The following is a 24,851-nucleotide window of genomic DNA, read 5'->3' on the forward strand; positions in this document are numbered from 1 at the left end:
AACTACAACTACTCATTTGAACATGGGCAAAAATCTTTTAGATATGATCATAGATATATTGAATATGGGGTAATGTGTAATGTTAAATTTTCATGATCTTGATTTTACACTTGACAAGTTCCATGAACTCTGTTCTGCAATAGCAGGTAACTATACCACCATTACTATGGAAAAATACCTATCCTCAGACTCTGTGCTACCTGAGCGTTTTGTCTTGATGCGTCATGATATAGATGAATGGCCCAAAACCGCACTGAAAACCGCACGTATAGAATAGGAACTTGGGATTCACGCAAGTTACTATTTCAGAACCCGTAACAACGTGTTTGATCCTGAGATCATACAAGAGCTTGAAAAGATGGGGCATGAGATTGGATACCATTATGAAGTTTTGAGCACTGCAAAAGGTAACTATGAAAAAGCCATCAAATTGTTCGAGGGTGATGTGAATAGATTCAGAGAGATCTGTAACCTTAAAACAATTTGTATGCATGGAAAGCCTCTGTCAAAATATGATAATCGAGACCTATGGGATGTCTATGATTTCAAGGATTTTGGAATTCTTGGAGAGGCGTATTTGTCTGCCGGAGATGATCTCAATTATTTTAATGATACGGGACGGGGCTGGAACTCAAAGAACAACTTAAGAGATTTTATTCCTGGCAAAACAGAACAGTTTTTTGCTGATACAACCGATGATCTTATTGAATTGATCGAGAAGGGTAAGGTCAATACTTTTTATATTTCAACGCATCCGGACCGCTGGACTTCAAATATTTTTAGCTGGGCTTTGTTCTGGTTACAGGATCTTGCATCAAATTCGGGGAAGATGATTTTGAGGGTGGTGAGGAAATAATCGAAATTGTGACTAAGGTTGAAGAGAACGAGTGGAAATCGTTTTTGGATAAATATGGTGATTCGACAATCTATCATACTCCTGAATGGAGGCTGCTTTTACAAAGGACATTTAATTATAAGTCTAATTATATTTTTGCGAAAGACGATTGTGGGGAAATTGTTGGATTCTTACCTTTGTTTTACATTAACAGCAAATTAACTGGAAATAGATTATGTTCTGTTCCCTTTTCTCATATATGTAGTCCCATAGGCAATAAGGAAGTATTCAATTGTTTAATAGATGAAACTGTTAGTATCTTTGACAGTTCTGATGCTAAATTTATTGAAATTCGGGACCATGTTGACTCGAATAATTTTGTAAGCCAAAATTCATTCTCAACGTATATCTTAGATGTATCTAAAAATCGTGATGAGTTATGGGCGAACATGTCGAGATCTACTAGACATAATATTAATAAATCAAAAAAAAAGGGTACAAGTGTACGTGTCACAAGAAACTATGAAGATTTAAAACAATTCTATGAACTAAATTGCATAACAAAAAGAAAAATTGGAGTTCCCTGCCATCCATGGAAATTTTTTAAAAATTTATTTGACATTTTCAAAGAAAATGTTTCTTTGTATGTTGTAGAATATGATGGGGAAATAATTGCGGGGGGTATTCGAGACTTTTATCACGATACTGTTTCCGCAAAATACGCTGCTTCAAATCCTAAATTTACTAAATTATATCCATATAATGCTTTAAATTGGAAGTGTATTGAAGATGCATCTAATAATGGATACAAGTATTACGATCTTGGAAGAGTTTCCTACGACAATAAAGGATTAATATTTTTTAAACAAAGATGGGGCGCCGTTGAAAAAAGAATATTCTATTCTTTTTATCCAAAAAACCCTATGTCTTTGACTGAAAACAGAGACAATTTGAAATATAAAATCGGGACAAACGTGATTAAAAAGATTCCTATGCCAATTTATCAAAAACTTAGCAATGAAGTATTTGGAAATTTTGGGTGATATCATGAGAATTATTGTTGAAATGGGACATCCTGCACATGTTCATCATTTTAAGAACATGATATGGGAATTAGAAAAAAAGGGTCATCATATCAAGATATGTGCTACTGATAAGGAAGTTACACTTGATCTATTAGATGCATATGGGTTTAATTACAGTGTTTTGGGGGTAAATAGTGGATCGGGACTTATAGGTAAAATCCCTCTTTTGATTGAATCAGAACTTAAGATGTTCAAAATAGCTAAAAAATTTAAACCCGACCTGTTTATCTCTAAAGGTTCCCCGGTTTCCGCTCATATAAGCAGCCTTTTCCGTAAACCTTCTATCTCCTCTAACGACACTGAGCACTCAACATTTGTTGATTCGATAGTATTTCCTTTTATGGATACAATATTGACGCCCGCTTGTTTCAAAAGAGATCTTGGCAAAAAACAAATCCGATATGATGGTTATCATGAATTGGCATATCTGCATCCAAAATATTTCACACCTAGCCCTGAAGTGTTGAACGAATTGGGTCTAAGTGAAGATGATACTTTTATTATTTTACGTCTTGTTTCGTGGGCTGCCAGCCATGATATTGGTCATCACGGTATACAAAACAAACTTAAATTTGTTAAAGAGCTTGAAAAGTATGGGCGCGTGCTAATCACCTCCGAAGGTCAGTTAGGTCCTGAATTTGAAAAGTATAAGATCAAAGTTTCTCCAGAGAAATTGCATGATCTGCTGTATTATGCTACTCTGTATGTTGGGGACGGTGGTACAACTGCAGCTGAAAGTGCTGTATTGGGTACTCCATCGATTTACGTTTCTTCCCTTGTGGGAACAATGGGCAATTTTATAGAATTGGAAGAAAAATATGGTTTGATGTTTAGTTATAGTGATTCAAAGACAGCTCTTGAAAAATCAATAGAATTGATTAAAAATCCACATGTTAAGACTGAATGGGGTGAGAAACGGGAACAAATGTTAAAAGATAAAATTGATGTTACTGCTTTTATGGTGGGTTTTGTGATTGGACATTAAAAAATTCGAGTTTAAATCATGGGGACGGTGGTAATATTTGTTAGATATCTACAGTATTCTAAAGGGCAATTCAGAAATATGGGACCAATTCTCTAAAAAAGAAGAATATTCTCCGATAATGTTGGATGCTCGTGAACGATTTAGCTATTCAAATACTATATATAAAGATGTATTTAATCCAAATGTTTCAGAATATTCTGTTCAAAATGGTTTTCAAGTAGAATATCCTGATAACAAACGTTTTGCTGTTTGTTTAACCCATGATATTGATGAGATATATCCACCATTAAAACACACTATTTTATCTTCAGCTTATTGTTTAAAAAATTTAAATTTGGGTGAACTAAAAAGACAAACTTTCTGGAAAATAAAGGATAGAAGGCAATCTCCATACATCAATTTCAGAAGAATTATGGATTTGGAAGACAAATACGATGCAAAATCATCTTTTTATTTCATTGCTACGGAAAAAGATCCGATCCGATTCCGATACAATGTTGAAGATGTCGAAAATGAATTAGCTTTTATTTCGGATAACGGATGGGAGGTTGGTCTGCATGGTGGGTATTACTCATATAATGATCTTGATGAAATTTTGAAAGAAAAACAGCGGATTGAGTCTGTTTTAGGTAAAAATATCATCGGGTATAGAAACCATTATCTTAGGTTTAAAACTCCCGATTCTTGGGAATTACTCTCAAAAGCTGGTTTTAAGTATGATACAACTTTTGGATATACTGATATGGTTGGTTTTCGTAATGGTATGTGTCATCCATTCAAACCTTATAACCGGAATGAGAACAAAGGAATAGCTATCCTGGAAATTCCTTTAGTGGTAATGGATGGTACGTTATTTGATGTTGCTAATTCTTTTGAAGATGCATGGGGATGTGTTAAACAACTGATCGACATTGTTGAAAAATACAACGGTGTTATTACATTACTGTGGCATAACAATGCATTTAATTGCTCCTTTAGAACAAATTGGAGTAATTTATATGAGAAAATCTTGAAGTATTGTTATGAAAAAGGTGCTTGGATGGCAAGTGGGGAAGAGATTTGTGAATGGTGGAATAATTTATAATCACAAAATATCAATTTATTATTATATCTTGAATTGGGGAGAAGAATCTTTGAAAATCGATAACTGTGCTCTAGCTTTGGGAGGATATATCAATGGATATTCAATAATTCAGGAATTGCATGGAATGGGTGTAAAGTTTCATGATCCTGATGCAAAATCCATTAAGGCAAAGGTTGGAGGTCTCTGTTCTGAAGAGAGAATAGAAGATGAATTGAAAGATAGGGGGGCGTGGTGTGTTTGTTATTGATCATGATGAATTTTGGAAATTAGATTCTGATGGTTTTATGAATGGTATTTCAGCATCGGTTGTGATTGGTCGTAAGACTATGCTTTCAAAATTAACAGATATTGTATTTGCTGCAATTGGAAAAGGGTTTTGATATGTTCTCTAAACAAATATTTGTCCTTGTACATCAACTTGGAGATAGGAGTTTCTATCCAAATTATAAAAAACTGCTCAACTCCCAGTGGAAAACTTATTCTGAACAAAAAGAAGATCAGGAAAAACAATTGAGGCATATGATCAGTTTTGCCTATAGTAATATTCCTTATTATCGTAAGCTTTTCAATTCTTTAAAGCTTGACCCTTCAGATATAACGGGACTTGCTGATCTTGAAAAACTCCCCATATTAACAAAAGATATTATCAAAGAGAACTGGGAAGACTTCAAACCAGTGGGTCTGGATCAAATGAAATATTATGTCAATTCAACAGGTGGATCAACTGGCACTCCTTTCAAATATCGGTTACTAAAGTATGATCGCTTTCTTTCTGGTGCAATGCTGTATCGAGGATGGGGATATGCGGGGTATGAGCTTGGAGACAAGATGGTATTCCTGGCGGGCTCATCATTGGATGTCGGATCAAAATCTGTTATACTTACAAAGGCTCATGAGGTTTCAAGAAACCTCCGGAAACTGTCTTCTTTTGATATGGGTAGTGGGGAGATGCAGAAGTACGCCGATGTAATGAATTCTTTTAGACCTCGATATCTGCGTGGATATGCCTCATCCATCAATTTATTTGCCAGCTATATCATGGAAAATGATGTCGAGATACTATCTCCTTCAAGTGTATTCACAACAGCAGAGAAATTATTGCCAAATATGAGGGCGAACATAGAAGATGCTTTTGATTGCGATGTTTATGATGCCTACGGTCTGAATGATGGTGGCGTGGGTGCTTACGAGTGTTCAGAGCATAATGGACTCCATATAGATACGGAAAGAAGCATCATGGAGATTATCGATGATAATGGCTCCCAGATGGAAGACGGAGTTGGAAGTATTCTGGCTACTAGTTTGCATAATTATGCTATGCCTTTCATAAGGTATGATACAGGAGATATGGGTCACATTATTGAAGATCAGTGTGGATGTGGAAGGAAATCGAAGCTATTAAAGGAAGTAATTGGAAGGCAACAGGAGATGTTACAGACTCCTGAAGGAAAGTTTGTTCATGCAAGTTTTTTTAATTATATTTTTAAATATATTGATGGAGCGAGAGAATATCAAGTAATCCAGACCACTTTGGAAAAACTTGTAATTAAAATTGTTCCACATCATAATTTTGATAAAAAGCAGTTGGACATAATCACTTCATTTATTCATAATAAATCTCCTTTCTGGAATGTGGAGTTTGAAATTGTTGATTCGATTGAAAGAACAAAAGCCGGGAAATACAAATTTGTTATTAGTGAGTTGAAATAATGACTATGAGAAATTTGTTGGTGATAACTAATAATTTTCCGGATAGTATGGACACGTATATTAGAGATGTATTTGTAAAGGAACAGCTAAAGTATATTAGAAAATCATTTGATACTGTTTATGTCATTTCTCCCGTTGCTTATGGTCTGGACTATCTAAGAAAGACACAGTATGAGGACTACTCTTTTGATAACGTACATGTATTTTTCCCTAAATATTTTAATTTCCCCCTCTTCTATAAGTATGGCAGAGAGTTTTGGGTAAAACTTGAAGCACATGCAATTTCTAAGTTATTGAAAAAACAAAATATCAAGTTTGATATAATTCATGCTCACTTTACTTGGCCTTCTGGTGCAGTTGCAGTAGAATTAAAGAAAAAGTTGGGGGTGCCTGTAGTTATTACAGAGCATACATCTACTACATTTCAGAAAGCGATAGATCGAAAAGATCCAATATTTATTCATTCATGGCAAATGTCTGATGCAATAATACGTGTTAGGAAGAGTGATATTTCTCTTATGGGGGATGTAGGAATCAATTTAGAGAAAGTACACCATGTCCCCAATGGCTATGATCAAAAGAAGTTTTATCCTTTAGATAAACAGCTATGTAGGGAAAAACTTGGTTTGCCAAGAGACAAAAAAATCATTCTTTATGTTGGAAGTTTATACGGTGATGTGAAAGGTCATTTTTATTTGATAGAAGCTATGGAAAAAATTGTCTCCAAAAAGGATGATGTGTTCTGCTATATTGTGGGTGATGGTATACTTAGGAAGAAATTAGAGAGGCAAATTTCATCATCCAATTTGCAAAAGCATGTAACAATAGTGGGTAGTAAACCACACCATGAAGTACCTCTTTGGATGAATGCTTGTGATGTATTTGTGTTGCCAAGCTTGAATGAAGGTAATCCAACAGTTCTAGTTGAATGTTTAAGCTGTGGTAAACCATTTGTAGGAACACGTGTTGGTGGTGTTCCCGAAATTATAACCTCTGATGATTTTGGATTTCTGGTTAAACCGGGCAATTCCTTGGATCTGGCTGAAAAGATAAATTTATCCTTAGATATAAATTGGAATGAAGATAAAATTGTTAATCATGCAGAACGCTATAGTTGGGAAGTCATAACAGAGCAGATTTTGGATATTTATATGGATCTTCAAATATAATCTCTTCTCTCTTAGTGTAAATTAATATACTTCTTATTACAATTTATAATTAAGAAAGATCAACCAGACACAATTGAAATATCTTAAATATCTTAACTTTGGGGTAGTGGGTATCTATGAATTTATTACAATCAATGTCAAACTGGGACAAAAGTTTAGTTGAAAAATTTGCTCTCATCTTTCCGTATTTGATACTTTGTGTTATTTTGATTGGTTACATTGCTGCTTTTTATATTGGAAGGCCTGATTTTGCTATTAGGGGTTGTGTTATAGGAATTCCCGGTATAATTGCAGCAATAGTTCTAACTAAAATGCATGGAAGTGGGATCAAAACGGCAAGTCTCAATTTTGCTATGGATTTTGATCAAAAACGTTTATCGATGATTTTCTTTATTCTATATGCTTTGAGTTCAGTCATTGTAATTACATCGTCAATCAGACCTTGGTACTATTTCGTAACTATATCGCTACTTTATACTATAATTCTTTTTCAAATATTCTCTAAAACAGTCAATCAAAATCTAGTTTTATCAGAGATAATTTTATGTATGATAAATTTAGTTTACAGTCTTACTTTAAAGAATAATTTGTATTTTGGTGGCACTGATATATTAGGTCATCTTTTCATGTCTCAAGTAACCTATTTGTCCGGGCACACTATTCCTGAATCTCTGAGTCTTGGTTATGCTAATTTTCCTTTATTTCATATTTTGATGGCACAGGCTTCATATTTGCTAAATTTAGATATAACGACTTCTTATTTTTTAATTAGTCCTCCAATATTCACAATTTCAGTTATTTTTTTGTTTTACATTTTTTTAAATACTACTAAAAACATCAAATTATCTTTACTTTCAGTTGTTCTATTTTCAACTCTGAGTACAGTAGTTTATTATGAAATGTATGTGGTTACCAGAGTCGTAGCATTTATCGCATTTTTAGTACTTATGTATTTAATCTATAAAAATTCAGAAAAAAAGAATCCTAATTTCAAAATTTTAGGCATATTGTTCACTCTTTTTATAGTACTTGTTCATCAAGTATCAACACCTCAAATAATCGCTATAATGATATTATTTTTAGTGTCTGAACTTATATTAACTCATTTCACGGGCTTGAATAGTAAATTCTACAATAACAATTACATTTTGTTATTAATTGTGACGTTCTTAGGATATTGGTTTTATGTTGCAGATTCGTTTACTACTATGTTACTTAGCACCAGGGAGGCTTCATTATCATCCGAATCAATTGCGATAAAAGAGACAGTTCAGGTTGGAAATGAGTGGATATTCATTGCAAATAATGTTGATACAATGATTCTCGCTCTTTTTGTTTTTATTGGGATTGGAGCAACTTTATGGAAATATGGTAAGAAATACTCTGCAGTTTTTGTTTTAGTATCTTTATTTGCTTTACCATTGTATTTGCCAAATCCGTTGCAAACTCTTTGGCAAACAATGATTCTTTTTAGATTTGATCGATTTATGCTACTTGTAAGTCCATTTATAGCTTTTTCGATGGCTTCTGGTTTTTTCTTTTGTTACAAATTATTAATAATAAAAAATAGGAAGGTCATATCTGCCTTTTTAATAGTTACAATGCTTTTTTCGGGATTTGTATATTCTTCTTTAATAGATGGTAGTCCAGAATATGAAGGTACTATTAGTAGTAGACCTTATTTCTTTTCAGATGAGCTAATAGGCTTTAATTTTGTTTCCGATTTTGTTCCGAATGATTCAACCCTATATTCAGATCGTGCCACTTCTCGATTTTTCCCCCCTAAAGTTAGTGAATTTGACGATTTTGGGATTAAGCATTATAGAATTAAAAAATTCGATGTTTTAAACTTCAGTCTCAAAAATGGCTATTTTATTTTGAGAAATAAAGCTTTAGATAGGGGGATAGTATTTGACTCGATGGTCATTAATGATGATAATATATTAGAATGGGAGGGATTAAATTCAAATTTAAAGATTAACAATAAAATTTATTCAAATTCAGCGATTGATATTTATGAGGCAGCATAATGAAATATTTAACAAAGTCCTCTGCAAAAGATAAAAACCAAATTCCGAAAAAAGGGTTAATCATTTTGATGGGGACTAAAGCATCTTACAGCATTGTCCAGTCTTCGAGGGCGTTACACATTTTTAACGAGATAAAAAAGCATTATCCTAATACTTATTTAATGTTGCAAAAAAATGAACTAAATGAAGTGTTATTAGAAAATTTAGTACAAATAAAACCTAAAATAGCTATTGATGGTAAATTAATTTTGTTGAAAGGAATATTATTTAGATTGCAAATGTCTTTGCAGATATTTCATTTTTTAATATCAAAAAAAATCGATTATGTCCTTTTAAGAGGATATGATACCATTATCTTATATCCTTTCTTAAAACTATTTAATATAAAAATTTATTATGATTTTCATGGAAGATATGATCTTGAACTATCTCAAAAAAAGCGTTTTGTGCGAGCCTTTATGGTTAAATTGATTAACAAGGTTATTTTTAAACATTCTGATAAAATTATAGTTATAAGTGATGGAGTTAAAGCTCAAATCGAAGAATATGCACATAAATGCATCTATTTGCCAAATGGAGTCGATATAGAGAAAATTGAATCGATAGACACGGTGAACCCTATAAATATTCCAGAAGACAAGAAAGTTATAGGATTTATTGGGAATTGGGAGCAGGTAATGAAGATTGATGATATATGTGATTCAGTTGATTATTTACGAGATGTTGTTGTTGTAATTGTTGGGCAAGGTTATCAATATAATAGAATTATCAATAAATATGGTCGAAAAGAAAATGTTATTTTAACTGGGCGCATTGAACAAAATTTAGCATTTTCATTATTGAAAAGGATGGATATTTGTATTGTCCCTTACGACAAAAATTTTTACATGTCTAAAATAAAGAACTTTTTCTCTAATAGAAAAATATCCGAATATCTTGCAGCAGGAAAACCAATGGTAATTGCAGATATAGGGGGAATTCCAGGATATTTAAAAGAAAACATTAACTACATAAAATATGATTCTAATAATCCCCAAAATCTTGCTAACAAAGTAGAATATTTAATAAATAATACAAGGTTGTATTCACAAATGTCTAATGATAATAGAACATTAGCAAAAGAATTTGATTGGGAGTCAATTGTAACAAAATCTGGACTGTTTGATGACCTGTGAGTTGTTAATATTTTATATAATTCAGAGTTATTGATAAGCAAGTTTAGATCACGATTCAGAAGCCTTTCAAATAATGGTGGTTGTAATGATTAAAACAAAACAGCATTATGAGTACAATTTAGAAGCAGATAAGATAGCCCTTGGAGAAAAATAAAAAACCCTTTTTTGGTGATAAAGTATGAAAATTTGAAAGGATGTTAAGGAAAGTGGAATACTGTCACAATTGTAAAAATAAATCTGCATATTATTTTTAAAAATTATTCTTATCAGTACGAGGTTTTGTCATGAAAATACTATCAGTTATCGGTGCTCGGCCACAATTTATAAAATGTGCTCCACTTTCCCGTAAACTAAGAGAATCACATGAAGAGATACTTGTCCATACAGGACAACACTATGATCCAAAAATGTCTGATATTTTCTTCAAAGAACTGGGAATTCCGGAACCGGATTACAATCTTGGTATTGGTTCCGCTACACAAGGTGAACAAACAGGTAAAATGTTGATGGAGATCGAGAAACTTCTCATTAATGAAGAGCCTGATATAGTATTGGTATATGGTGATACAAATTCTACTATTGCAGGTTCTCTTGCAGCTTCCAAGCTTCAGATTCATGTAGCTCATGTTGAGGCTGGTCTCCGATCATTTGACAGGACTATGCCTGAAGAGATCAATCGCATAGTTACAGACCATATTTCAAATCTATTGTTCTGTCCTACAAGAACAGCAGTAACAAATCTTGAAAACGAAGGTATTACTGATGGTGTTCACAATGTTGGTGATGTGATGATGGATGCACTGCATTACAACATAAAGGTAGCAGAGGAAAAGTCCACGATACTTGATGATTTGAACCTTTCTCATCAGGATTTTATGGTTGCAACTATACATCGTGCTTCAAATACAGATGACATTGAAAATCTATCATCCATTGTGAAAGCTTTTTGTAGTGTGGATGCTAATATTTTATTCCCTGTACATCCAAGGACTAAGAAATGTCTCCAACAGTATGGGCTTTGGGATAAGCTGCGTGAAAATGTAAATGTCATATCTCCTCTCGGTTATCTTGATATGTTAAAGCTCATGTCTAGTTCTAGGAAGATTCTTACCGATTCTGGGGGCGTACAGAAAGAGGCTTATGTGCTTGGTGTTCCCTGTATTACGATGCGCAATAACACCGAGTGGGTGGAAACAGTGGACGATGGGTGGAATGTGTTGGTTGGAGCAGATTGCGGTTTGATCATTGATGCTATTAATGGATTTGAAGGTACAGGTATGAAAGGAAATATGTTTGGATTCGGAGATGCTTGTGAGATGATATATAAAATTATATCTTCAAGAATTTAAGTATATCTTCAAGAATTTAAGTATATCTTTAATAATTATTTATTTACTATTAAGTTTTCAAAATTATATCTTGATTTAATCGGGTATCTAATGTCAAAAACTAAATTCATCAAAGATGTAGGTCTTATAGGTATTACTCAGGTAATTACAAGTCTTGGCGCCTTTTTACTTTTGCCTATCATCACTAAATCTCTTGGTACGTATTATTATGGAATGTGGGCCCAGATACATGTGACCATTGGCCTGTTGACGCCTCTTGCTATGATGGGGCTTTCTATGGGATTCATGCGCTTTTTTTCTTCTGTAACTGATAAGGAAATAATCAAAGAAGGCTTATATTCGATTTTGATTTTCATAGTTTGCTCAAGTCTTCTTTTTTCATCGATCTTGTTTTTTTCAGCAGATTTACTGGCTTCTATCTTTTTCCAGGATCAAAATGCTTCTTATTTTCTCAGGATAGCATCATTTCTCATCTTTTTCAATGCTACTAATATGATCACTCTTTTTTATTTCCGTGTGTTTAGGCAAATTAATATATTTTCTTACTTTTCCATTTTTAAAAGTTTGGGAACATTGATTCTTGCAATGTTATTTTTATGGGCAGGATTTGGTTTATTTGGTTTAATTCTAGCTTTTTTAATAATTCAATTTATTCTTTTCATTGTTTCAATGTATGGGATCATCTCACAAATTGGTTTCATCTTTCCAAAGTTCATTTACATAAGAGAATATTTACGATTCTCTTTGCCACTGACACCAAATTCTCTGATAAGATGGATCACGGATTCAAGTGACAAATATATGGTAACTTATTTTCTTGGCCTTGGAAGTGTAGGTATTTATTCTGCAGCCTATTCGATAGGTTGGTTGATCCACTTATTCATCTCTCCAATTCAGGTTATTTTATATCCTGAATTGTCCAAACTTTACGATGAGGGAAAAGAAGATCAGGTTAAATTATATTTGTCATATTCGATGAAATATTTTTTGATGATTGCAATTCCGGCGGTTTTTGGTTTGACAGCTTTGGGAAAACCTTTATTGGAAATTTTGACCAATTCTGATTTTGTATCAGGAAGTATTGTTATACCATTTATTGCTCTTTCTGGAGTATTAGCTGGTGTATTTCAGATATTGATTAATATAACACATCTTGTGAAAGATACAAAGTTTAACTTATACATTTATCTCATAGCTGCAACTTTCAATATTATTTTAAATTTAATATTAATACCTAAAATTGGTATTTTAGGTGCAGCCATATCCACGATGATATCATTTATTGTGATGGTGATTATCTGTATTTATGTAACATTCAAACATATTAAATTTAGTTTGAATTTTATTTTTATAGCAAAATGCATACTATCATCTTTGATAATGTATGTTTTTGTTTCATCTTATGAATCAACAAACTATTTGTTAATTTTGTCAGAAACAATAATTGGGGTAATAATTTATTTCTTTGTGATGTATTCTATCAAAAGTTTCAATCAATATGAATTAAACCAGGCAAAAAAAATATTAATTAATGTGAAGAAAATGTTAAAATAATCAAACCGCACTTTTAAAAATTAATTATAATATGTTTATTACAGAGTTTACTATTTGTGAATCATTTCGGAGGTTCATGAGACAAATACGATACATTAGATTTAAAAATGTAATTACTTATGTTGTCTTCCGAAGAAATTTAATAATTGATTTTTACGTCCCTTGTCCAGTTCATTTTCCAGTGGGGGTATGTGACCTGAAAACATAATGGGAAAATATTGGGTGGCCTTACTTGGTTTAGTCTTCTGGTTGATATCTCCAAACATTAAATGGGATTGAAATTGGAATATGTAAGAATCGTTTTCGGCGTCAAAATTATTCTGCAAACCATAATATTTATAATTTTGATGATCATACTAAGATTCCTCTGTAATAATAGGCGATATGTTATAGTAGATGCTGATTTTTCGTCACAAAAAGTTTTCCTTCTATATATTAGTCGAGTTTTGCAAAAATAATCAAAAAATGGTGTGTATTCAGCTAAATCTGGTTGGTAAATTGTGCTTTATTATACTATTGGAGTTAAATGTCTACGAATTTAAATAATAATATTGCAACAAAACAAAACCCCACATTTAAATTCTATATCTAATTATTTTAACAGGATTTCGACAGCAATTCCATATATGGGTACATTTATTGTAACTACATACCCTAAAGAATCAACTGCAATAGGGCCAATGTTCACACCTTTGAGAATCGTACATTTGCTCAAATTTGGGCATTGTCACCAATCTTAATGTTGTCGAAAAATGACAAAAAGCTTTCATATAAAAGTTATTTCCAATAAAAATTATGGGATTACCATTGAGTCTGCAGTATGGTTCAATTACAGCTAATCCTGAAAATTCAACACCATAAAATGTACAATTATTGTAGATGATTTATCCTTTTCTTTTCAACAATACTCTCTTTATAATCAACATTATGTAACTTTTAATGCTTTTAAACATATGCTTACAAGACTTTTAATTATATCTTTACAATCAATTAGAAATGGTTTAATGTCTCTTATATCATATAGTGCAAAATAAGTTTTGTTGGATTTAAATACGTTGTTTAAAAATATACGGTAGTATCCTCTTCTTGCAAGTGTATTTATTACTTCATGCTTCAAATAAACAAAATGGATGTCTTTGTCTTTTATTTGATTTTGTTTTGGTACTTCTTTTCCAATTGCGTCTAAGTATTGAGTATATTGTAGATTTACTCCTGAGATGTTCCCAACTCTATGCCACATCATTGAGCGAAGGTTTATTTCCATTAATTTATATTTATCATCCCTGTGATCATACTTAAATTCAGGTTCTGCTATTCCTTTTATGTCCATCCCATCTAATAATATTCTTCCTAAATTCAATACCTCTCCTGGGGCTTCATTGGAAGCGCTTGAAAAGACCCCAAAATCATCTGGATACTGGGATAGCTTTTTGCCGGTCCATTCATTTAATATTTTTCCACTTTGACTTCGATATCCTACATATGCATAGATATTTGATCCATTTCCGGGTATTACTTCCGATGCCAAAAATACAATTCCCATCTTTAGATAATTCTGTAATTTTTCTCTATTATTTTCAAGATCATTTTGATCATTTAATTCTAAATTCCTAAAAACTTGAACTTTTAGATCTTCTCTTTTATTAGGCTTTATTAGTACTGGATATTGTACTGATGATATTTTATCTATATCTTCAATAGTTTCTATGGTTAATGTTTTTGGATATGGAACTCCAAGTTTTTCACAGTATGAATATTGAACATATTTATCAGAAGATTCTAATATATTTTCATAATTGAAAGGCAAAAAACAGAATGATTTGATTTCATAATATATCTTGTGCAAATACTCCAACTCTAGGTCATTTGTTGGGTATACCACAATTTTTTCATAATCTTGGTGTAGTTTTTTTATTTCTTGGGATAGACTCTCAGGTGTTTTATCAATCAATACAAATCTTTTAATTTTATTACTATATGCTCCAACTTTCTTTGTCACATCAAAAAGGATTATATGCTCTACATCCTTTTCATGCAATTCATGTATTATTGAGTATCCGTTGACATATCCTCCCAAAACTAGAGCACAGTTGTCGATTTTCAAGGCAAGTCCCCCTCCAATTTGATATAATATGTTATGTAATTATAACTTATTCGTCCATTCACAAATTTCTTTCCCACTTGTCATCCAAGCATCTTTCTCATAACAGTACTTCAATATTTTCTCATAGAATTCCAAATATTCATCTAGCATGTATGTGTTGTGCCATAGTATTGTGATAACTCCATTATACTTTGCAACAGTGTCAATAAGCTGTTTTGTAAGATTCCAGGAACTTTTAAAGTCTAATCTCATATAATCTCTGAGAAGTGTGCAGTCCATGATTGTTAGGGGAATTTCGACTATGTCTATCTCTTTTCCTGTTTTCAGATTTATTGGCCTGAATGGGTGACACATTCCATTTCTAAAACCTGCACAGTCGTTGTATCCGAATGTTGCATCATATTTTAAACCTGCTTTACTTAGCAACTCCCAGGTTTCAGGAGTTTTGAATCTTAAGAAATGGTTTCGATATCCGATAACTTTTTTCCCAAGAAAGGATTCAAGCTTATTTTTCTTTTTAAGGAGGTCTTCGTAATTATTGTATGACCTGTGTCCACCATGGAGCCCTACTTCCCATCCTCTGGCATCTATGAATCTGATCTCGTCTTTGATGTATTGTAGGTCGTAGTTGTAATCCCGTTCTCCTGGATCCAGTGCAAGGAAGTAGAAACTTGATGTGGCACCATACTTTTCTTCCAGTTTTATCGTTTCACGGAAGTTCCAGTATGGGTGTTTTTTTTTGTCTATTGCATAGGTGGGATATTTTATTGCACCTTTAATGTCACCTTTAATGCAAGATTTCACGGAATTGAGTGCATAACTTAAATATCTCTGTTTAATTGCGTCAATATCGTGTGTCAGACAGACTGCAAATTTTTTCCCATCTGGATATTCTGGTTTAAAGCCATTTTCTACCAGATATTTTGAAACCTTAGGTTCAAAGACATTTCGGTTATTGCTTAAATAATGGGGGAATCTACTGTATTTGTCTAATATGTGGGGGTTGTATTCCTCCCTTTTTGTAAAAAGATCCCATAGTTCTTTTTTTTCTTTCAATTTTTCGATTAATGTACTATCAGGTATCATATATTCTCATTGGATGTCTTGCTAACATCCTCTCCTTATAATCTCTCGACAAACTGACCTCTCATCAGTACATTTATCAGACGATATCACGTTTCTATAATCTACTACGAGAGTCTGATCTTCTCAAACCTGCACTAAATTATACTGTAAAGTGCTGCTCATGCTCTTCAAACAACCCTCTAGCGTACAACACATATTTTTTTTGGCTACGCTCTTCTCTACAATGACCTATGCCACTACCGGGCATGTCTTCTCTATCTTGATCAGACTTACCCTTAAACCCTTTATAATATAAGCTATAAAAATATTTAAGCAAATTGGTTCTCTTCCTTTTGAACTTAGTATAGAAGAAACAAAAATTCTGATAACTTATTAAATTTGTATGTTGCTGGTGTTACTCTTGTCTTCCGTCGAGGCGATGAAAATTCTGTACTCATTTTATGGCATTTCAAATATCTTTTTTGGTAGTAATACTTCTTCCGACATATAATTTGACTTCCATCAGGCTTCCCACAAGCCATTGCTTCGATTAGAGCTCTACTTGTTCCTCAATATCGAATGTTACATATATTAGCATTCATCCCGAGGTATATAGTTGTCTCGATTGGCATATGTGCCCATTTATAAAAACGCAACTATATTTATTTGTATTTTAGTTTTCAATTTGTTTCTATCTGCTTATTTTGCTATCGCATCAATGGCGATATTCTATGTTTTTTCCGATTGAATCTCAGATTTATGGTGGCGTTTATGGCCACATATTTGGATTATGTACGCGCAAAAGGAAACGAATGTATACGCAATGTTCATATGGGTGGACGTCAAAACCGTTATATGCTGACTGTGATGGCGAAGAAAGACAACTTTGGTTTATTATATCCAAAGTTTTTGGTAGGGGATATAATTCATAACATTTATATGTAATAATAGCCCTGAACTCCCAATTACTAATATCGAATTGAAATATAATAATACAGCATAAATGTTTTACAAGTAAAAATTTGTGATTACTATGAAGAAACTAAAATTATTATTAATGTTCTCATTCATTTCATTAATAGCCCTTCCAACTGCTTTTGGTAGTACTGCTCCAATCGTATATGTTTCCACAGATGGCAGTGGTGACTATAACTGTGATGGCATAAAAGATGAAGTTGAGATCAATGCTGCCCTTCAGTATGTAAGGGATAATGCAGATTATAACACTGTTTATCTACTGGATGATGGTGGAGCAAATGATTATATTATTGCTGGGACAATCGAAATTCCAGACAATACAATTCTCACAGGGGATATGGGTACAACGGTCAAACTTGTATCCAACTTTATTCCTCCACGTTCTGACTGGCAGATGATTTCTGGTGCAACTGCAATTAGTGGTCGTGGCTATAAGAGTTCTTCTAATGTTACTTTGTCGAACCTCGTAATTGATGCAGACAGGTGGAACCAGGGAAATATAGCATCTTCTGATAAGGATACATACCCTACCATCGAAATGCGTGGAAAAGATTTGACATTTCATGATCTATCATTCACTACTGGTATTGGGGATTTTATCAAAGTTGTACATTCTAGAGAAAAATATCCAAATTTAAACATATATGATAATTATTTCGGCAGATCTGGGCATAGTGCCGTGTATGTGTTACGTGCCGGTTCAACGGGTGAAAATAGGGTCTGGATCCATGATAATGAATTTGGATATGTGGCTGCAAATGCCGGTATTCGCCTGGATGAGTGTTCAGGTTCATTGATTGAAAACAATACATTCACTTCAAATAATCAGGGTGACTCTGCTATTTATCTCATATACGATAATGACGGGTCTAACATTGGGTTATCTGACAATGAGATAAGATATAATACGATATCTGGTGTAAGGGAATATGGTATTGTCCTCATGGCGTCAGTAGATGGTGACCATATTGTTGATAAACCTGAAACGACTGGCAATTATATCCATCATAATCTGATATCCAATACAGAGGGTGATGATGGTCGTGCTGGCGGTATAAATATTCACGGAATTGATGATGTTCTCATCGAGTACAATACCATTGTAAATTGTGAAGGTGACGGTATCTCAACAAGGCGATACTCTACTATTAATCCTACCTACACAACAGGGTTTACTATCACTGCAAGAAATAATATTATTAGTGGTATGAAAATCTACCAAAGCGCCGGGTATGGTATCAATAATGTCGAAGACTCCAAGCATACCATCATTTCAGACTATAACAACATCTATGACAACGAATTAGGTAACTATAACAATGTGGCTGAGGGTGCACATGACATTCATGATTCCACCCAAACTACAATTCCTGATGACCCAACAATACCTGAAAAACCCACTACTTCCGTGAAGCCTACCGCTTCCGCTGGTCCTGACCGCACAGTTTCTGTTGGTGAGACCGTGACTCTGGATGGATCTGCATCAACAGACGATGTTGGTATTGCATCCTATAAGTGGGATTACGATAATTCTAATGGAATCCAACAGGATGCCACTGGTGTCGTTGTTCAGCACTCCTATAGTTCAGCTGGAACCTATACAGTAACACTTACGGTGGCAGATGGTGACGGTGAGGTTGACACGGACGCTGTTCTTGTAACAGTACGTGACACTCCATCGGACATTGGCAACGTAAATCTGGACATCGTAAGTGGCACAGCTACTATCGACGGTGATCTTACTGACTGGCAATACGTCGCAGGGACTACGATTTCCGGTGTTTCCGACAATACTGCAACAGTAAAAGCAATGTATGATAGCACGTACCTTTACATTTCATATGATGTGACAGACTCCAACCTTCAGGCAGATGGTCTGACCGAGACCAGCGGTCTTCATCTGGATGATAGTGTTGAGATATATCTTGACACTTTACACAACGCTGGATCTGCAATGCAGGCAGATGACTATCACTTTATCATAAACCTGAATGGTGCAGTAGTGGATGATGTGGGCACCGGTACTGGAAAGGACTACAGTTACACAAGTAATATTCTCAATAGTGTGAATTTGCAGGGTACCAAGAACGATGCCAGTGCGGATACCGGCTACATCGTGGAGGTTGCAATTCCTTGGAGTGACATCGGTGGACAACCTTCAAGCGATATCAGTGGTCTGTTCCTTGCAGTAAATGATCAGGATAATACAGGTACTGTATATCTCCTTAATTGGTGCGATCTGACCAGCTCCTATTCTGTTCCTGATCTCTGGGGGGATGCAACCATTGCAGCTACAAGCAACACAGTACCCGTCATGACCCCTATTGATGACAGGGTAGTGGATGAAGGAAACACTGTAAGCTTTACTGTCAGTGCATCGGATGCTGAAGATCACCTCCTCACCTATTCGGTCAGCGGCCTTCCAAGCGGTGCATCATTTGATGCTATTTCAGGTGTATTCAGCTGGACTCCTTCCGATGTTCCGACAGGTGACTATGGTCTGGTGTTCGAAGTTACCGATGGCGAACTTACTGATTCAGAAGCCATGATCATTACTGTGAATGCGGTAAACAATGATCCTCTGGTCAATAACCTTCCAGTGATCACTGCACTCTCACCAGCTAATGATGCGGTCTTTGAGGTAGGAGATGTGATCAATATTGTAGTCTCTGCCTCTGATGCAGATGGACAGGAATTGAACTATCTTCTGAAGATAGATGGCCATGTTGTCAGTACAACTTCCAGTTATGCATGGAAACCCGATTTAGGTACTTATACCATCGAAGCAGTTGTAAGTGATGGAACTGATCAGGTGAAAGCCCAACACGTGCTCACTGTGATCAAGATGCACCCACGCTGGGATGTGAACAAGGATGGTGTAGTGAATATTCTGGATGTCACTATTGTGGCTCAGAACCTCGGTACTGCCAAACCTCACCCAAGCTGGGATGTAAATGGGGATAATGAAGTGAACATTCAGGATCTCACCATTGTAGCACATTACTTCGGTGAAACTTACTTCGAGATACAGTGAGATGCAGATTCTGCATCTCGTTTTTCTTCTCTTTTTACATCTGCATATTTAAAAGCTGAGATTTCCCTACACATCTTTATTTTTATTTAGATGTAACTATTTAGGGGTAGTAACATCTTAACTTATCCCAAGTTTGACTGTCGTATGTTGGTTTGAGATACTCGCTAATATAGAATACACAATTTAAGACAATGTGGCCCATATTTGTGAAGAATTCCACTGGTGGGTGATAATATTATAGAATAGTATCATTTCGAATTATCTTCAACAATCAATTTTTTGATAACTCGAACCGGAAAACCCAAAGCAACACAATTTGGAGAAATATCACGACTAACCACAGATCCAGTTCCTATTATGGAATTTTCTCCAATTGTAACTCCTTGAGTGATTATGCACCCCGGATTAATACAAACACCACGTCCGATTTTTATGGGTGCTGTGGTTCTTGGGTATGCATCTCTTGTAGTTAAACTGCCTCGTGAGTGGGCAGATAATATACTGCGATCACCAATTTCAGCATACTCTTCTATTGTAATTAATTCTGGATGAAGTCTATCAAAAACTACATTATAGCCGACGTATACATTATTTGCAATATTTACGCCCCGCATTCTATGCAATTTCGCTCTCCAAGAAGGGACGGGACAACTTGATGCAAGTTGTTCTAAAAACCAGTTTTTAAAATATTTAAGTCCAAACAAAATTTTATTCTGATGGTAATATCCAGCTACTTCCCCATAAGTTACTTGATCTCTGTTAGATATCATTGTCATTACCAGTTCAAAATATGTTGTTCATCTTAACTTTACACAAGTGAATCCTTGGAACTTGGGAGTGGAATGCGGGAGATTTCAATTATTTGTTGATATAATAATCTAAGTAGGAGGTGAGATGTGATACAGTTGCAATACTGATGAAAGATCATTATTTATCCTTCATTGTTTTGGTCAATTTAAAGTTGACTTGTTAAACCCCATAATTATCTTGTAGATATAATTATTTAAGCTAATTGGTTTGTTTTTTGATATATCTCCATAGCACGTTACAACTGTTTAGAGCACTATTTCTAAGATACTCTTCCTTGACTGTGAGTATAGAAAAGTACTATGATGACATCAAAATTTTATCATTCAGATTAATGCTGTGACCCTTTCAAATGACCATGCACATCGATCTCCCCATGTACGATCCTTGTAGAAGAAATAGGAATATCATCATCGGCCATGACGTATTCTATTCTGACGATCTTGATCTCAGGCTTGCCGGATTTCTTTCTAAGTTCGTTGATCTTCAGGGCTACGGGGTAGGTTTCGGGGGAGACCACGATCGCATCGTAGTCGTCTTCCAGGGTGGTTCCGTAGGGCGTGGTGAGCATCCGGATATGATAGCGTTCTTCCGGGATGCCGAGCTCTTTGATAAAATCGGTGAGATTCTTCTCGCGTGTTGGGTAGTCGGGAATGTCACGGTTCTTTTCTCCGGCCATGCCGTTGGATGTGAGGCCGATGTCCAGGATTTCGTCTCCGGCTGTCTCGAAGGCTTTTATTATCAGTTGTCTGTGTCCGTCGTGGAGTTGTTCGAAAGTTCCTCCAACCGCTGTTCTTCCCATTGTTTTCTGAAATGGGTTTTGTGTAACATAAGTCTTTGTGTTGGTTTAGGGCTGTCTACGAAGTTCGACTAGTCAATCATAACGTTTCTGTTGCTTTTACCAATAGATCTTCGGAACCTTTGTCGCTTATTTTTTTGGCTGGAACACCTGCAATTGAAATGTTGCTTTCCATAAATGATCTGTTTACGACAGAATTTGCTCCAATTGCGATCCCATCGGCAATTTTTATATCGCCAAATAACTTGGCACCTGGGCCGATATAAACATTATTTCCGATCTTAGGTGCCAGGCCAGAATGTCCGGCTTTAGTTCCAATGGTTACACAGGTATGTAGTCTGCAATTAGCTCCGACCTTAGCGTTCCCATTAACGACTATGGTGCCGATATGAGCAATACTTAAACCCGGGCCAAAAACATTTTTAGGTATGGTAAATCCTAATTTTACACCCATTGAGTGATATCTCCATTTTAAATATAGGATATAAGGTTTCCAAAATATCGATCTTTTACAGTTGTGGTAGTATTCTACTTTCCTTAGCAGTCTCTCAAATTTCCATATTTTATCGCCAAAAAATGGGTTTTTTCCTTTTTTCCCTATGGCCACCCTGTCTGCTTCTAAATAAAATGTATAATGCTGCTTTGATCTGATCATTGCAATCACCTTATTTGAGCGTCCTCGATTTCGTTTCCCCAAATTACTGAACTGGAACTCTGGATCCAAAGTATAACATTCCAAATAAATCTGTATATTCTTACTTTTATTTGCATTTGTTAGAATGCGAACCAAACTAAGACATATTATATTTATGCTGAATATCAAGTTAACGCCGTTACTCATTCAAATATATGAATATGTCTACTTCTTTGTTTATGGTCCTTGTGGAAAAAATAGGCATGTGATCATTGGCCATGGCGAATACTTTCACACCGCTTAGCTCATGCTTAAATACTCCGCGGAGATAAAGAAGAACGAATGTGCACGCTACGAGAAAAACTGTGCACCATAAGGAGCTATCAAAATGAGTGAAGTTTTATTGGAAGATCTTGATCATGTGGGGCCGGCGACGGCGCAGAAACTTAAGGACGCCGGTTTTAACACGGTCGAGGCCATTGCTGTGGCATCCCCTGCGGAGCTTGCCAACAGTGCGGAGATCGGCGAGTCCACTGCGGCTAAGATCATCAATGCTGCCAGGCAGGCTGCGGATATCGGGGGTTTTGAGACCGGTGACACTGTGCTTGAGCGCAGGAAACTTGTGGGCAAGCTCACCACCGGTTGTGAGGAGTTTGACGAGATGATGGGCGGTGGCATTGAGAGCCAGTCCATCACAGAGATGTACGGCGAGTTCGGCTGTGGTAAGACCCAGGTCGCCCATCAGCTGGCTGTTAACGTGCAGTTGCCTCCAGAGCAGGGTGGACTGGGCGGTTCTGTTGTGATCATCGATACCGAGAACACCTTCAGGCCTGAGAGGATCGCACAGATGGTCAAGGGACTTTCCGAGAAACACGGCGTGGAGTATGATCCTGAGGAGTTCCTTAAGAACATCCATGTGGCACGTGCTTACAATTCCAATCACCAGATACTTCTTGTGGACTCAGCTTCCGAGCTTGCAAATGAGCTTAAGGATTCCGAGATGCCTGTCCGCCTTTTGATCGTGGATTCCCTCACGGCCCACTTCAGGGCTGAGTATATTGGCAGGGGTACGCTTGCCGACAGGCAGCAGAAGCTTAACAAGCATCTTCACGACATCCAGCGTTTTGGTGATCTATTCAACTCCTGCGTGGTAGTTACCAACCAGGTCATGTCCAAGCCGGATGCATTCTTTGGGGACCCTACCAAACCGATCGGCGGTCACATCCTGGGTCACACAGCCACCTTCAGGTTGTACATCAGGAAGTCCAAAGGGGACAAGAGGATCGTCAAGCTGGTGGACTCACCCAACCTTCCGGATGGGGAAGCTATCATGTCCATCACCACGGACGGGCTCAGTGACGCTTGAGATGAACTGAAATTGCAACTGGAACTTAAGTTGAATTTAAGCTCATCTTAAGACAACCCTCAAGAATAAGTTTAAGATACCTTCCGTCATATCTGAATACATGGTCTTCAAAGCCCTTGTAGTTGATATTGACGGAACTATAACCAATCACGACAGGACACTGGACCTTCGGGTCGCGAAGAAATTCCGTGAGCTCAGGGTTCCTGTCATCCTTTCCACAGGTAATCCTCTTTGTTACGTTCACGCTGTAGCCAGGCTCATCGGCATCAGCGGTATGGTGATTGCAGAGAACGGTGGTGTTGTATCCACCGGGTTTGACAGTCCTTCCATCATAGCCGATGGCATGGAGGAATGTGAAAAAGCATATGATCTGCTATCCGGGTATTTTGATCTGGTAAAGCTCGATGCCACATACCGCAAGACCGAGGTCGTACTGCGTAGGGGTATGGATGTTTCAGAGCTTCGCAGGATCGTTGAGGGCAACGGTATGGATGTGGAGATTATCGACACTGGCTATGCTGTTCACATCAAGAACAGTAACATGAACAAGGGGACAGGGCTTCACACAGTGGCCGAACTAATGGGTATTCAGGCCTCTGATTTCCTGGCCATAGGTGATTCCTGCAACGATGCTGAGATGATGCGTGAGGCAGGCCTTGGCATAGCTGTTGGTAATGCTGATGATGAAGCCAGGCAGGCAGCATCCATGATAACGAAAGCCTCATTTGGTGAGGGTGCGCTGGAGGCCATCGAATATGCTCTTTCCAATGGCCTGCTGGAATAAAAGAAAAAAGTAAAGGACCTTACTGACGATCGTATGGGAGTCCCTTTGCCAGGACCTTGTCCACTACGATATAGTCCTTTATCGCGCTCACGGATTCAAAAGGTACAATAATGTACTGACCGTCCTTCTGGTACTTAGAAGTGTCAAGGCCGATATCAGGCTTAACGATGAGGTCTTCCAGTTCTCCGGTCTTTCCATCCATTACGATGTTGTTCAATATGCCAAGCTCGGTTCCGTCAGTAGCCATTACCTGTTTGTTGGACAGGTTCTTTGCAAACACTTTTGCCATCTTTCGTCTCCCTAA

The 24,851-nt window shown here is 36.0% G+C and carries 22 protein-coding genes; 16 read left to right on the forward strand and 6 right to left on the reverse strand.

Annotated elements, in window-relative coordinates:
* The first annotated feature begins 79 nt into the window (after positions 1-79).
* The 13 genes from J7W08_RS11230 to J7W08_RS11290 all read left to right on the forward strand — a co-directional run bounded on the left by J7W08_RS11230 (position 80) and on the right by J7W08_RS11290 (position 12,976).
* Positions 80-277 carry a hypothetical protein gene (locus J7W08_RS11230; protein WP_233084527.1) on the forward strand — a complete coding sequence of 66 codons (198 nt, stop codon included), beginning with the start codon at positions 80-82 and terminating at the stop codon, positions 275-277.
* Between the two features lie 45 nt (positions 278-322).
* On the forward strand, positions 323-856 hold the full coding sequence (locus J7W08_RS11235; RefSeq protein WP_233084528.1) for a hypothetical protein: 534 nt from the start codon (positions 323-325) through the stop codon (positions 854-856).
* 8 nt (positions 857-864) lie between these two features.
* Positions 865-1,878, forward strand: a complete 1,014-nt coding sequence (locus tag J7W08_RS11240; protein WP_233084529.1) for a lipid II:glycine glycyltransferase FemX — start codon at positions 865-867, stop codon at positions 1,876-1,878.
* A gap of 4 nt (positions 1,879-1,882) precedes the next feature.
* A complete protein-coding gene (locus J7W08_RS11245) occupies positions 1,883-2,905 on the forward strand; it encodes a DUF354 domain-containing protein (protein ID WP_233084530.1) in 1,023 nt (340 codons plus the stop codon).
* A 37-nt stretch (positions 2,906-2,942) separates the two neighbouring features.
* Positions 2,943-3,989: a polysaccharide deacetylase family protein gene (locus tag J7W08_RS11250; protein WP_310742497.1), complete on the forward strand. Its 1,047-nt coding sequence runs from the start codon at positions 2,943-2,945 to the stop codon at positions 3,987-3,989.
* On the forward strand, positions 3,967-4,236 hold the full coding sequence (locus tag J7W08_RS11255) for a hypothetical protein (protein ID WP_233084531.1): 270 nt from the start codon (positions 3,967-3,969) through the stop codon (positions 4,234-4,236). The genes J7W08_RS11250 and J7W08_RS11255 overlap by 23 nt, the downstream gene beginning before the upstream one ends.
* Positions 4,223-4,369: a hypothetical protein gene (locus J7W08_RS11260; protein WP_233084532.1), complete on the forward strand. Its 147-nt coding sequence runs from the start codon at positions 4,223-4,225 to the stop codon at positions 4,367-4,369. The genes J7W08_RS11255 and J7W08_RS11260 overlap by 14 nt, the downstream gene beginning before the upstream one ends.
* A gap of 1 nt (position 4,370) precedes the next feature.
* Positions 4,371-5,699 (forward strand): phenylacetate--CoA ligase family protein, encoded by a 1,329-nt coding sequence (locus J7W08_RS11265; RefSeq protein ID WP_233084533.1) that lies wholly within the window; start codon positions 4,371-4,373, stop codon positions 5,697-5,699.
* A gap of 47 nt (positions 5,700-5,746) precedes the next feature.
* On the forward strand, positions 5,747-6,868 hold the full coding sequence (locus tag J7W08_RS11270) for a glycosyltransferase family 4 protein (protein ID WP_233084534.1): 1,122 nt from the start codon (positions 5,747-5,749) through the stop codon (positions 6,866-6,868).
* 116 nt (positions 6,869-6,984) lie between these two features.
* On the forward strand, positions 6,985-8,898 hold the full coding sequence (locus J7W08_RS11275; RefSeq protein WP_233084535.1) for a hypothetical protein: 1,914 nt from the start codon (positions 6,985-6,987) through the stop codon (positions 8,896-8,898).
* On the forward strand, positions 8,898-10,073 hold the full coding sequence (locus J7W08_RS11280) for a glycosyltransferase (RefSeq protein WP_233084536.1): 1,176 nt from the start codon (positions 8,898-8,900) through the stop codon (positions 10,071-10,073). Before J7W08_RS11275 ends, J7W08_RS11280 begins: the two co-directional genes overlap by 1 nt.
* 284 nt (positions 10,074-10,357) lie before the next feature.
* Positions 10,358-11,422 (forward strand): non-hydrolyzing UDP-N-acetylglucosamine 2-epimerase, encoded by a 1,065-nt coding sequence (gene wecB / locus J7W08_RS11285; protein WP_233084537.1) that lies wholly within the window; start codon positions 10,358-10,360, stop codon positions 11,420-11,422.
* 90 nt (positions 11,423-11,512) lie between these two features.
* Positions 11,513-12,976 carry a flippase gene (locus J7W08_RS11290; RefSeq protein WP_233084538.1) on the forward strand — a complete coding sequence of 488 codons (1,464 nt, stop codon included), beginning with the start codon at positions 11,513-11,515 and terminating at the stop codon, positions 12,974-12,976.
* 925 nt (positions 12,977-13,901) lie between these two features.
* Here J7W08_RS11290 and J7W08_RS11295 read toward each other — a convergent pair.
* Together J7W08_RS11295 and J7W08_RS11300 are read right to left on the reverse strand one after the other, a co-directional pair.
* Positions 13,902-15,080: a carboxylate--amine ligase gene (locus J7W08_RS11295; protein WP_233084539.1), complete on the reverse strand. Its 1,179-nt coding sequence runs from the start codon at positions 15,078-15,080 to the stop codon at positions 13,902-13,904.
* 39 nt (positions 15,081-15,119) lie between these two features.
* Positions 15,120-16,136, reverse strand: coding sequence for a polysaccharide deacetylase family protein (locus J7W08_RS11300; protein WP_310742498.1), 1,017 nt, complete (start codon positions 16,134-16,136; stop codon positions 15,120-15,122).
* A 1,042-nt stretch (positions 16,137-17,178) separates the two neighbouring features.
* On the opposite strand from J7W08_RS11300, the gene J7W08_RS11305 reads away from it, so the two are divergent.
* On the forward strand, positions 17,179-20,157 hold the full coding sequence (locus J7W08_RS11305; RefSeq protein WP_233084541.1) for a sugar-binding protein: 2,979 nt from the start codon (positions 17,179-17,181) through the stop codon (positions 20,155-20,157).
* A gap of 248 nt (positions 20,158-20,405) precedes the next feature.
* On the opposite strand, the gene J7W08_RS11310 is transcribed toward J7W08_RS11305, so the two are convergent.
* The 3 genes from J7W08_RS11310 to J7W08_RS11320 form a co-directional block, all read right to left on the reverse strand.
* Entirely contained in the window at positions 20,406-20,927 is a 522-nt protein-coding gene (locus tag J7W08_RS11310) for an acyltransferase (protein ID WP_233084542.1), read from the reverse strand.
* 368 nt (positions 20,928-21,295) lie between these two features.
* The gene (locus J7W08_RS11315; protein ID WP_233084543.1) at positions 21,296-21,766 is read right to left on the reverse strand and encodes a phosphopantetheine adenylyltransferase; all 471 of its coding nucleotides are present in this window, start codon (positions 21,764-21,766) and stop codon (positions 21,296-21,298) included.
* A 76-nt stretch (positions 21,767-21,842) separates the two neighbouring features.
* Positions 21,843-22,418 (reverse strand): serine O-acetyltransferase, encoded by a 576-nt coding sequence (locus tag J7W08_RS11320; protein ID WP_233084544.1) that lies wholly within the window; start codon positions 22,416-22,418, stop codon positions 21,843-21,845.
* A 367-nt stretch (positions 22,419-22,785) separates the two neighbouring features.
* Between J7W08_RS11320 and radA the strand changes: the two genes are divergently transcribed.
* Both radA and J7W08_RS11330 read left to right on the forward strand, forming a co-directional pair.
* Positions 22,786-23,763 (forward strand): DNA repair and recombination protein RadA, encoded by a 978-nt coding sequence (radA, locus tag J7W08_RS11325; RefSeq protein ID WP_233084545.1) that lies wholly within the window; start codon positions 22,786-22,788, stop codon positions 23,761-23,763.
* A gap of 100 nt (positions 23,764-23,863) precedes the next feature.
* The gene (locus J7W08_RS11330) at positions 23,864-24,547 is read left to right on the forward strand and encodes a phosphoglycolate phosphatase (protein ID WP_233084546.1); all 684 of its coding nucleotides are present in this window, start codon (positions 23,864-23,866) and stop codon (positions 24,545-24,547) included.
* A gap of 19 nt (positions 24,548-24,566) precedes the next feature.
* Here the strand turns inward: J7W08_RS11330 and J7W08_RS11335 are convergent, their stop codons facing one another.
* The gene (locus J7W08_RS11335; protein WP_048193579.1) at positions 24,567-24,836 is read right to left on the reverse strand and encodes a PRC-barrel domain-containing protein; all 270 of its coding nucleotides are present in this window, start codon (positions 24,834-24,836) and stop codon (positions 24,567-24,569) included.
* Positions 24,837-24,851 lie beyond the last annotated feature (15 nt).

It is taken from the genome of Methanococcoides orientis (assembly GCF_021184045.1).
GTDB classification, from domain to species: Archaea; Halobacteriota; Methanosarcinia; order Methanosarcinales; family Methanosarcinaceae; genus Methanococcoides; species Methanococcoides orientis.